Origin of the sequence: Peptoniphilus sp. oral taxon 386 str. F0131 (genome assembly GCF_000090945.1) — a bacterium.
In the GTDB taxonomy this organism is placed as follows: domain Bacteria; phylum Bacillota; class Clostridia; order Tissierellales; family Peptoniphilaceae; genus Anaerosphaera; species Anaerosphaera mikwangii.
The window spans coordinates 870,626-880,252 of the sequence record NZ_GL349422.1; the positions used below are offsets into that span (position 1 = coordinate 870,626).

General features: G+C 29.6%; 11 protein-coding genes. 10 read left to right on the top strand and 1 reads right to left on the bottom strand.

The window, feature by feature from the left end; translation table 11 throughout:
- Positions 1–113: 113 nt before the first annotated feature.
- The gene (gene mnmA / locus HMPREF0629_RS04085) at positions 114–1,181 is read right to left on the bottom strand and encodes a tRNA 2-thiouridine(34) synthase MnmA (RefSeq protein WP_009222091.1); all 1,068 of its coding nucleotides are present in this window, start codon (positions 1,179–1,181) and stop codon (positions 114–116) included.
- A gap of 185 nt (positions 1,182–1,366) precedes the next feature.
- Here mnmA and HMPREF0629_RS04090 point away from each other — a divergent pair, with 185 nt between their 5' ends.
- From HMPREF0629_RS04090 to rpsI, 10 genes are all read left to right on the top strand, one after another.
- Complete coding sequence (locus HMPREF0629_RS04090; protein ID WP_009222092.1) at positions 1,367–1,648, top strand: DUF6110 family protein; 282 nt, start codon at positions 1,367–1,369, stop codon at positions 1,646–1,648.
- Between the two features lie 6 nt (positions 1,649–1,654).
- Positions 1,655–3,730: a heavy metal translocating P-type ATPase gene (locus HMPREF0629_RS04095; protein ID WP_009222093.1), complete on the top strand. Its 2,076-nt coding sequence runs from the start codon at positions 1,655–1,657 to the stop codon at positions 3,728–3,730.
- 104 nt (positions 3,731–3,834) lie between these two features.
- A complete protein-coding gene (locus HMPREF0629_RS04100; protein ID WP_039856606.1) occupies positions 3,835–4,896 on the top strand; it encodes an FAD:protein FMN transferase in 1,062 nt (353 codons plus the stop codon).
- Positions 4,897–5,409, top strand: coding sequence for a hypothetical protein (locus tag HMPREF0629_RS04105; protein WP_009222095.1), 513 nt, complete (start codon positions 4,897–4,899; stop codon positions 5,407–5,409).
- On the top strand, positions 5,399–5,935 hold the full coding sequence (locus HMPREF0629_RS04110; RefSeq protein ID WP_009222096.1) for a thermonuclease family protein: 537 nt from the start codon (positions 5,399–5,401) through the stop codon (positions 5,933–5,935). The genes HMPREF0629_RS04105 and HMPREF0629_RS04110 overlap by 11 nt, the downstream gene beginning before the upstream one ends.
- Positions 5,936–5,939: 4 nt before the next feature.
- Positions 5,940–6,440: a phosphatidylglycerophosphatase A gene (locus tag HMPREF0629_RS04115; RefSeq protein ID WP_009222097.1), complete on the top strand. Its 501-nt coding sequence runs from the start codon at positions 5,940–5,942 to the stop codon at positions 6,438–6,440.
- A gap of 174 nt (positions 6,441–6,614) precedes the next feature.
- Entirely contained in the window at positions 6,615–6,890 is a 276-nt protein-coding gene (locus tag HMPREF0629_RS04120) for a (2Fe-2S) ferredoxin domain-containing protein (RefSeq protein WP_009222098.1), read from the top strand.
- Positions 6,891–6,914: 24 nt separating this feature from the next.
- Positions 6,915–8,411 (top strand): 4Fe-4S dicluster domain-containing protein, encoded by a 1,497-nt coding sequence (locus tag HMPREF0629_RS04125; protein WP_009222099.1) that lies wholly within the window; start codon positions 6,915–6,917, stop codon positions 8,409–8,411.
- A gap of 124 nt (positions 8,412–8,535) precedes the next feature.
- Positions 8,536–8,964: a 50S ribosomal protein L13 gene (gene rplM, locus HMPREF0629_RS04130; protein WP_009222100.1), complete on the top strand. Its 429-nt coding sequence runs from the start codon at positions 8,536–8,538 to the stop codon at positions 8,962–8,964.
- Positions 8,965–8,980: 16 nt separating this feature from the next.
- A complete protein-coding gene (rpsI, locus tag HMPREF0629_RS04135) occupies positions 8,981–9,373 on the top strand; it encodes a 30S ribosomal protein S9 (RefSeq protein ID WP_009222101.1) in 393 nt (130 codons plus the stop codon).
- The last annotated feature ends 254 nt before the right edge of the window (positions 9,374–9,627 follow it).

Below are 9,627 nucleotides of genomic sequence, written 5' to 3' on the forward strand. Positions count from 1 at the left end.
CATTATTTTTTAGATTTTCTTTAAAAGACATTAATAATCACCTCATTAAAATTATAGCATATTATAATTAACAAAATATATAAGAATAGGGTGCAAATTTTTCAAATTATAAACTACTTTATTATTCCCGATCCTAAACAAATATCTCCTTGATAGAATACAAGAACTTGTCCCGGGGTTACACCTTTTAACGGATTTTCAAATATAACTTTAAGTTCATCATTTTCTAAATATACAGTCATATTTTCATCCTTGGCACGATATCGTATTTTTCCTGTACATTTAAGTGGAAATTTTGGAGTATCTGTTATCCAAAATGCATTTTCACATATAGTTTCTTTTTTATATAGGGCAGGATGTTTTAATCCTTGTGCTACGATAAGCCTATTGTTTTTTAAATCCTTATCTGCAACAAAAAACGGTTCTCCACTTCCCATACCTCCAAGTCCCATACCACGTCTTTGACCTATGGTATAATGCATGAGACCGGAGTGTTTTCCAAGATATTGACCATCCACTGAATATATGTCGCCTTCTTTAGTAAATAAAAATTTATCTAAAAAGTTGTTGAAATTTCTTTCTCCTATAAAACAAATTCCGGTAGAGTCTTTTTTCTTTGCAGTTGCAAGATTATATTTTTGTGCTAATTCTCTAACCTGTTCTTTTTTCATATTTCCTATGGGAAATAGTGTTTTAGAAAGAGCCGCTTCGGGAACTCTTGATAAAAAATAACTTTGATCTTTATTTTCATCAAGTCCCCTTAGTAAATATGTCTTTCCATCTTTTTTTAAAGTTCTTGCGTAGTGACCCATAGCAATATAATCAGAATTAAATTTCATTGCAAATTCTAAAAATGCTTTGAATTTTATTTCTGTATTACACATAACATCCGGATTTGGAGTGCGACCTTTTTCATATTCAGATAGAAAGTATGAAAAAACTCTATCTTTATATTCCTTTTCAAAATTTACCGTATAATATTTTATTCCAAGTTCTGAACATACTCTTATTACATCAAGATAGTCTTCTGTAGCTGTACACACACCATCATCATCTTCTTCATCCCAATTTTTCATAAAAACTGCGGTTACATCATAACCTTGTTCCTTTAATAATGCAGCACATACAGAAGAATCTACACCACCACTCATTCCGAGAATAACACTTTTAGATTCAGTCATAAAAATTCTCCTATTTTAATAATTATTAATTCATTATATCTTAACAATTAAAAAAAATCTATAACAGCTATATATAATAAATTGGTTGTATGGTAAATTAGTTTAAAATATTAAAAAGGGTAGAAATCTATAAAGAATTATCGTAATATGTTAGATAGAAAATATGATTAGGATGGTGTATAAATATGAAAAAGAAAATTTTGAATTTTGCATTAGGTATGGTAACGGCGACTGTTGGACCTAAAATTTTAAAATCAAAACTAGCAAAAAAAGTAGCTGTTGAAGCGGTAGTACAAGGAATGAAAGCTAAAGATTATATTGATAAAACTGTAGAAACTATAAAGGAAAATACAGATGATATAATCGCAGAAGCAAAAATTATAAAAGCAGAGGAAGAAAGTAAAGCAAGAGAAACTGAATTTAATGAAGAAGATTTTGTAACTGAAGTTAAAACAGAAGAAGCATAATAATATATGAAATTTACAATCGAGCATAAAATAAAAGGTAGAATAAGATTTAAAACTCCATATAAGTTCAGTTATGAAGAGGTAAATATACTTAAATATAATCTCGAGGCTATATCCGGTGTAAAAGAAGCCTATATTTATAAGAGAACAGGAAGTATCAGAATTGATTATGAAGAGTACGCATTTAAGGATATATATTATTTGATTAGAGATACTAAACTTAATCAACTTAAAAAATCCGATGTTGAAAATCATGCATTTAAACCTCAAGAGCGTATTGAGTTGCTTGATATATTAAGAGATGCAGTAGTTAAAAGAACTATTATTAAATATTTAATGCCATATCAGTTTAGAATAGCTTATAGTTTTATTGGAGCTTTTCCTTTTATTAAAAAAGGAATAAAAAGTTTGGTGCGTAGAAAACTTGATGTAGATGTATTAGATGCTACTGCTATAGGAATTTCTCTTTTAAGTAGAGAGTATCCTTCAGTAAATTCTATAGTATTTTTATTAAAGCTTGGACAAAGACTTGAAGAATGGGTATTTGAACGTTCTAAAGCAAATCTTAAGGGAGCACTTTCTCTTAATGTAGAAGGTGTATGGATAAAAAGAGATGAACAGATAGAAAAAATTTCTTTAAGTAGCATTAAAGTTGGTGATGAAGTATTAGTTGAGATGGGAAATATAATTCCGGTTGATGGCATAGTTATAGATGGAATTGGAATGGTAAATCAATCAAGTTTCACCGGAGAAGCGGAACCTGTTGAAAAGTTTAAAGATAGTTTCGTTTTTGCAGGAACGGTTCTTGAAGAAGGAAGACTTTTAATAAAAACGACTAAGGCACAAGATGACACTAAACTCAATGAGATAATAAGGCTTATATCTGAATCGGAGGAGAATAAAGCACAATCTCAAAAAAATGCTGAAAGAAAAGCAGATTCACTAGTAAAGTATACTTTTCTAGGCTCTATAATAACTTATGCTTTGACGAGAAATTTTGCTAAGGCCAAAGCTTTTTTAATGGTAGATTTTTCTTGTGCACTTAGACTTGCTATTCCAATTTCAGTAATGAGTGCGATGAGAGATGCATCGGATAAAAAAGCTCTTGTAAAAGGTGGAAAGTTTTTAGAAAAGCTAGCTATGTCAGATACTATAGTATTTGATAAAACAGGGACACTTACAAATGCACAGCCTAAGGTTGTAGATTTGATTACATTTGGAGAATTTTCAAAAGATGAATGCTTAAAATATGCAGCTTGTCTTGAAGAGCATTTTCCTCATTCAATAGCCAATGCTGTTGTAAGGTATGCTGAAGATAGAAATATTATTCATAGAGAAATGCATACAAGCCCTGAATATATAGTTGCTCATGGAATAGCATCTACAGTTGATGGAAAGAGAATATTAATTGGAAGTGAGCATTTTATATTTGAAGATGAAAAAATAGAATACAATCATGAGGCGATAATAGAAATTGAGAAACTAAAATCTAATTATTCACTTTTATATCTGGCATATAGTGGAAAATTAGAAGCTGTAATTTGTATAGAAGATCCAATTAGAGATGAAGCTAAGACTTGTATTGAAAAATTACGTAATACAGGATTTAAAAATATAGTGATGCTTACCGGAGATTCAGAAAATTCTGCATTTCATGTTGCAGATGAGTTAAATCTTGATTATTATAAATCGCAGGTATTACCTGATGATAAATCCCATTATATAAGAGAACAAAAGAAACTTGGAAGAACGGTTGTTATGATAGGTGATGGAATTAATGATTCTGTAGCTCTTTCTGAGGCTGATGTGGGAATTTCTATGTTTAAAGGAGCAGATATAGCAAGAGAAGTTGCAGATATAAGTATTAATTCTGACAGTTTATATATCTTAAATGATATGGTAAGTCTTTCTAGAGCAATGGATAGAAGAATTAAAAACAATTATATATCAATAGTTGGCATAAATTCTATATTGATTATTCTTGGAGTGTTCGGAATTATAACTAATACTACAAGTTCATTACTTCATAATACTTCTACGGTAATAGGATCAATGTTTAATATGAGAAAGTATAAAATTTAAAAAAATACCTAAATGTAAAAACTATATTACATTTAGGTATTTTTTGTTTAAAATTACTTTTACAATATACATATTTTTGATAATATATACAAAAGGTGATGAATTTGAAAAAAACATTGGTTGTTTTATTAATACTTTTTTTAACATGTGGATGTACAAAAGAAATAAGAAATTATGAAAAATATGATATTCAATTTTTTGATGCTTTTGATACGGTTACTTCAATGATTATTTATGAGGAAAGTGAAGAAAAAGCAAATGAAATTCTTTCAAAAATGAAAGATAAATTTTTTGAATACCATAGAATTTTTGATAGATATAATAATTATAAAGGTATAAACAATCTAAAGACAATTAACGATAATGCAGGAATAAGACCTGTTAAAGTATCTGATGAACTTTTTTTTCTAATAAAAAAAACCATTGAATATAATAAGGATGTAAGTGATAAGATTTGTCTTACAATAGGACCTGTAGTGGATTATTGGAGCAAATATAATGAGCTATATAATTCCGGAGCAACAGAAGATGAAGTTATAAATGAAATGGGTTTACCGATACCGACACATGAGAAATTGGATGAATTTAGAAATCTTATTAATGATGAAGATATTATTTTAAATGATGTTGATAAATCTGTATTTTTAAAGAAAAAGGGAATGATTCTTGATCTCGGTGCAGTTGCAAAAGGATACGCAACAGAGCTTGTTTGCAATTATGCGGTAGATGAACTTGGGGTTAAATCAGGAATAGTATCAGCAGGTGGAAATGTAAAAATAATGGGAAAACCTGTAGATAAACCGGCATTTAAAGTAGGAATACAGAATCCGAATTTGGAAAGTTCTCAATTATATCTTTCAATACTAACACTTAATGATACATCTGTAGTAACGAGCGGAGATTATCAAAGATACTTTTTCTATAACAAAAAAAGATATTGTCATATAATAAATGCACAAAGTTTAGAACCTGCCGATGAGTATAAATCAGTTACAGTAATAAGTAAAGATTCATTTTTCTGCGATTATATGTCTACTACACTATTTCTTTCAAGTTATGAAGAGGGCTTAGAGCTTTGTGAAAAATTTGATGTGGATGCAGTTTGGAAATTTAAAGATGGAACTATAAAGGCGACAAAGGGTGCAGAAAAAGTAATGGGTGATTAAATGAGAAATAATACAAGGGGATTAATATTTCACTTAATAATAATAGCAGTAATGTTTATTTTTACTGCAATTGTAAATTTAAGTGAAATGCTAAAAAAAGTTTTATATGGAAATATAGCGTTTAGAATTATACTTTGTATAATTCCCATATTGCTATACTACAATTTGGCAAAGGGAATGAGCAAAAAAAAATCAAAACGACTTGATTTTTTAAGTGGAAATATAATAGTTTTAATATCTGTCATTTTATTTATTCCTCCATTTTTAATTTTAAAATCTAAGATGTTTTCGCTTGGTATAGCAGAATCAATTTGGAAATTTCCGTTAGATTTATTTTTAATGCCGGAACTATTTATATATCAGCTTTTAAAAATAGATTATAATATAGTTAGCATTATAATAGCATCATTAATTCCAGGATTTATTTATGGAATATCTATAAAAAAATCAAGAATAAAAATAATGAGAAAAATCAGAATGAAACAGTTGAGAAGTAAAAGATATGAAAAATAAAAAGATTTATTCATTGTTAGTATTATTTTTAATTTTATTTTTTCAAAAAAATTTATTATCTGTTAAGATTGATGATAATGTTGAAATTGCTGTTATAAAAACTGTTATAGATGGAGATACAGTTATTTTAGAAAATGGAGATAAAATTAGAATAATTGGGATAAATACTCCTGAAATCGGAAAAAAAGAAGAGTTGTACGGAATAGAAGCTAAAGAGTTTGCTGAAAAAATTCTATTAAATAAAAAAATCTATCTCGAAAAAGATAAGAAAGATTTTGATAAATATGGAAGAAAATTAAGGTATATATGGCTTGAGATTCCTGAAAAAATAACAAAAGGAACAATAGAAGAATATAATTTTTCCGCGATTCAACTTAAAAATGGGTTTGCAAGAACATATACTTTTAAACCGAATGTAAAATATTTAGATTATTTTAAAAAGATTCAGAAAAATGCAATTAAAAATAAGGAAGGAATGTGGAAAGAAGACATTGCTAAAATAACGAGAGGAAATAGTTTGAGGTGATATAATGTATAACTATGATCAAAAACAATTATTTGATGAAGCTGTAAAAGCATTAAACAGAGCAGGAATAAAAATAAGAGATATTGCAGAAATTGTATATGAATTACAATCAAAATACGCAAAAGATTTAACTATTGAATATTGTGAAAAAAATGTTATTGCTGTTCTTGAAAAAAGAGAAGTGATTCATGCAATATTGACAGGACTTGCAATAGATGATTTGGCACAGAAAAAATTACTTCCGGAACCATTGCAGACAATTATAGAAAAGGATGAAGGGTTATATGGGATAGATGAAGTTCTTCCTCTTGGTATCGTAAATGTATATGGAACAATAGGACTTACCAATTTTGGATATTTAGACAAAGCCAAGGTCGGTATAATAAAAGATCTTGATGGAAGAAAAAACACAACAGGTCAGATTGCGACATTTGCGGATGATATAGTAGCGGCAGTAGCAGCTGCTTCTGCCTCAAGAATAGCACATAGAAATGCGAATAAATAAATTTTAAAACTGAGAATAAAGTCTCAGTTTTTTTTAGTTGAAAAAAACTTTAATAGGTGTTATTCTATCATAAGGTGTAAAAGTTTGTTAAATATTAAACTATACGATAAGATACCCCAAAATAATTAAATATGGTAAAATTAAGTTAGAAACTTTTAAGAAAGGGGATTTTTGATGAAAGTAACAATATGTATGGGATCAAGATGCACATTGATGGGTGCGAATGCAATCTATGATGCAGTTGATTTCTTAAAGGATAATATATGTACACCGGAATCGGATTATTGTTCTGCGGAAAATTTAGAAATAGAACTTTCTCATTGTATGAACTATTGTAAAAATGCTGAACATGGGAATTTAGCACCTATAGTAATAGTAGATGATGAAATAATATATAAAGCAACCGCACAGGAAGTAAGTGCAAAGATAATTGATAAGTTAAAATTATAGTATTGCAAATAGAGGACTGGTTATATGAAAGAAAGTTTCGGTAGTATAGTAGATATTAGAAGAAAGGTATTTGCTGAAGTTGCAAGAATTGCATATGAGGATTGTGATATTTCGGAATTAGAGAATTCAAGTTATAGAATAGTTCCGGGAGAAGTAGCTAAATATAGAGAAGATATATTTAGAGAAAGAGCAGTTGCCGATGAAAGATTAAGACTTGCAATGGGAATGGGTGTAAGAGAGATAAGTGTATATAAAAAAGTTACTGATGGATTTGATAAGATTGATATAGATACTAATGCCTATGAAAAACCGCTTATAAATGTAATAAAATTTGCGTGTGAGGCTTGTCCTACAAAAACATATTATGTAACTGATAATTGTAGAAAATGTATGGCACATCCATGTACAAATGTATGCCCGGTGAATGCTGTGACAATAGAAAGAAATAGGGCACATATTGACACTACAAAATGTATAAAATGTGGTAGATGTAAAGAGACATGTCCATACAATGCAATAGTTATGTATGATAGACCATGTGCAGCAGCTTGTGGAGTAAATGCGATAGGTTCAGATGAATATGGTCGCGCAGAAATAGATCATGATGAATGTGTTGCCTGCGGAAGATGTATTGCAAGTTGTCCTTTTGGAGCAATAGCAGATAAAACACAAATATTCCAGTTAATTAAAGCTATTAAGTCAGGAAAAAAAGTATACGGAGCAATAGCACCATCATTTATAGGACAATTTGGAGCAAAAACAACACCGATGCAAGTAATAGAAGCAATTAAGAAACTTGGATTTGAGGATGTAATAGAAGTTAGTCTCGGTGCAGACATAACTACATTAAATGAAGCAAAAGAATATTTAAAGAGAGTACCTAATGAAATTCCATTTATGGGAACAAGTTGTTGTTATTCTTGGGCTCTTATGATAAAAAATAAATTCCCTGATTTATATGAACAAGTATCAGATTCAGGTTCACCAATGAGATATACAGCAGAATATATAAATAGATTGGACCCTAATTCAGTTGTTTGTTTTATAGGACCATGTACATCAAAAAAACTTGAAGCACTTGATACTAAAGTAAAATCTTATGTTGATTTTGTTATAACATTTGAGGAGCTCATGGGAATGTTTGTAGCCAAAAATATAGAACCATCTGAGATAGAAATATCAAAAGAAAAAGAAGAGGCATCTGCACTTGGAAGAGGGTATCCTATAGCAGGAGGAGTTGCTGCGGCGGTAAAAGAGGTTGCACAGCAATTAGAGCCGAATAGAGAAATACAAATTGAAGGTGCAAATTCACTTGATGAGTGTATAAAAATGTTAAAGCTTGCCAAAGCAGGAAAATTAAATGGATGTTTACTTGAAGGCATGGCTTGCCCGGGAGGATGTATAGCGGGCGTTGGAACAATAGCATCAATGACAAGAGTTAAGAGAAATATAGAACAATTTAAGAAAAATTCACAAATTAAAACTCCGCTTGAAAATGAATTAATATTAAAAGAAAAATAAAAAAATATGCTAAAAACTTTGTGAAATACAGAAATAATACTTGACATAATATTTAGTGTATATTAAAATAATTGAAGTATTTAAAAAGCCCCGGAAAATTTTTAAATCACAGGAGGGAAATCCCATGAAAACTTATATGGCAAAAGCCAATGAAGTAGATAGAAAATGGTATATAATAGATGCTGAAGATAAAGTTTTAGGTAGACTTGCAACTGAAGTAGCTAATATTTTAAGAGGAAAAAACAAACCAATCTACACACCACATGTAGATACAGGAGACTATGTAATAATAATCAATGCTGATAAGGTTAGATTAACAGGAAATAAGTGGGAACAAAAAATTCATGCTTATCATACAGGTTATCCAGGTGGAAGAAAAGAAGTAGTATATAATCAATTAAGAGAAAAACACCCTGAAAGAGTAATAGAATATGCAGTAAAGGGTATGCTTCCAAAAAATAGACTTGGAAGAAAAATGTACACTAAACTTAAGGTATATGCAGGTGCTGAACATCCACATGAAGCACAAAAACCAGAAGTTTATGAGTTTTAATTGAGGGAGGATACAAATGGATAAATCACAATACAGAGGCACAGGAAGAAGAAAAACTTCTATTGCACAAGTAAGATTACTACCTGGTAATGGAAACTTTACAATAAATGGTCGTGATATTGAAAATTATTTCGATTATGAGACTCTTAGAATAGTTGCTAAATCTCCCCTAACATTAACAGAAACACTATCACAATTTGATGTAATAGTAAAAGTAATAGGCGGAGGATATACAGGACAAGCAGGAGCAATAAGACAAGGAATATCTCGTGCATTGCTTGAAGTAGATCCTGAACACAGAGTAATTCTTAAAAAAGCCGGTTTCTTAACAAGAGATCCAAGAATGAAGGAAAGAAAGAAGTACGGTTTAAAGAAAGCAAGAAGAGCTCCACAATTTTCAAAGAGATAATATATTATTATATAAAACCTTGGAAAACACCAACATTCCAAGGTTTTTTTATTTTGAAATAAAATTGAACTTGAAGTTATTTATACTGATAGTATAATTAAATTAATATTATTCTATATGGAGATTATTAGTATGAATGAAAATTCGCTTAAAAATCAGCTTGAAGAATCAAATAAGACAGAAAGAATGAGTATGGATTATCACAAAAATATAATAAATAAAAAATTGCCATATACAATAGGTGGCGGGATAGG

What these genes read in the sequence shown, in the direction of transcription:
- HMPREF0629_RS04105 (WP_009222095.1), top strand. Translation starts at nt 4,897, where the DNA reads ATGAGAAATAATACAAGGGGATTAATATTTCACTTAATAATAATAGCA.
- HMPREF0629_RS04095 (WP_009222093.1), top strand. Translation starts at nt 1,655, where the DNA reads ATGAAATTTACAATCGAGCATAAAATAAAAGGTAGAATAAGATTTAAA.
- HMPREF0629_RS04115 (WP_009222097.1), top strand. Translation starts at nt 5,940, where the DNA reads ATGTATAACTATGATCAAAAACAATTATTTGATGAAGCTGTAAAAGCA.
- HMPREF0629_RS04120 (WP_009222098.1), top strand. Translation starts at nt 6,615, where the DNA reads ATGAAAGTAACAATATGTATGGGATCAAGATGCACATTGATGGGTGCG.
- rplM (WP_009222100.1), top strand. Translation starts at nt 8,536, where the DNA reads ATGAAAACTTATATGGCAAAAGCCAATGAAGTAGATAGAAAATGGTAT.
- HMPREF0629_RS04090 (WP_009222092.1), top strand. Translation starts at nt 1,367, where the DNA reads ATGAAAAAGAAAATTTTGAATTTTGCATTAGGTATGGTAACGGCGACT.
- rpsI (WP_009222101.1), top strand. Translation starts at nt 8,981, where the DNA reads ATGGATAAATCACAATACAGAGGCACAGGAAGAAGAAAAACTTCTATT.
- mnmA (WP_009222091.1), bottom strand. Translation starts at nt 1,181, where the DNA reads ATGACTGAATCTAAAAGTGTTATTCTCGGAATGAGTGGTGGTGTAGAT.
- HMPREF0629_RS04125 (WP_009222099.1), top strand. Translation starts at nt 6,915, where the DNA reads ATGAAAGAAAGTTTCGGTAGTATAGTAGATATTAGAAGAAAGGTATTT.
- HMPREF0629_RS04110 (WP_009222096.1), top strand. Translation starts at nt 5,399, where the DNA reads ATGAAAAATAAAAAGATTTATTCATTGTTAGTATTATTTTTAATTTTA.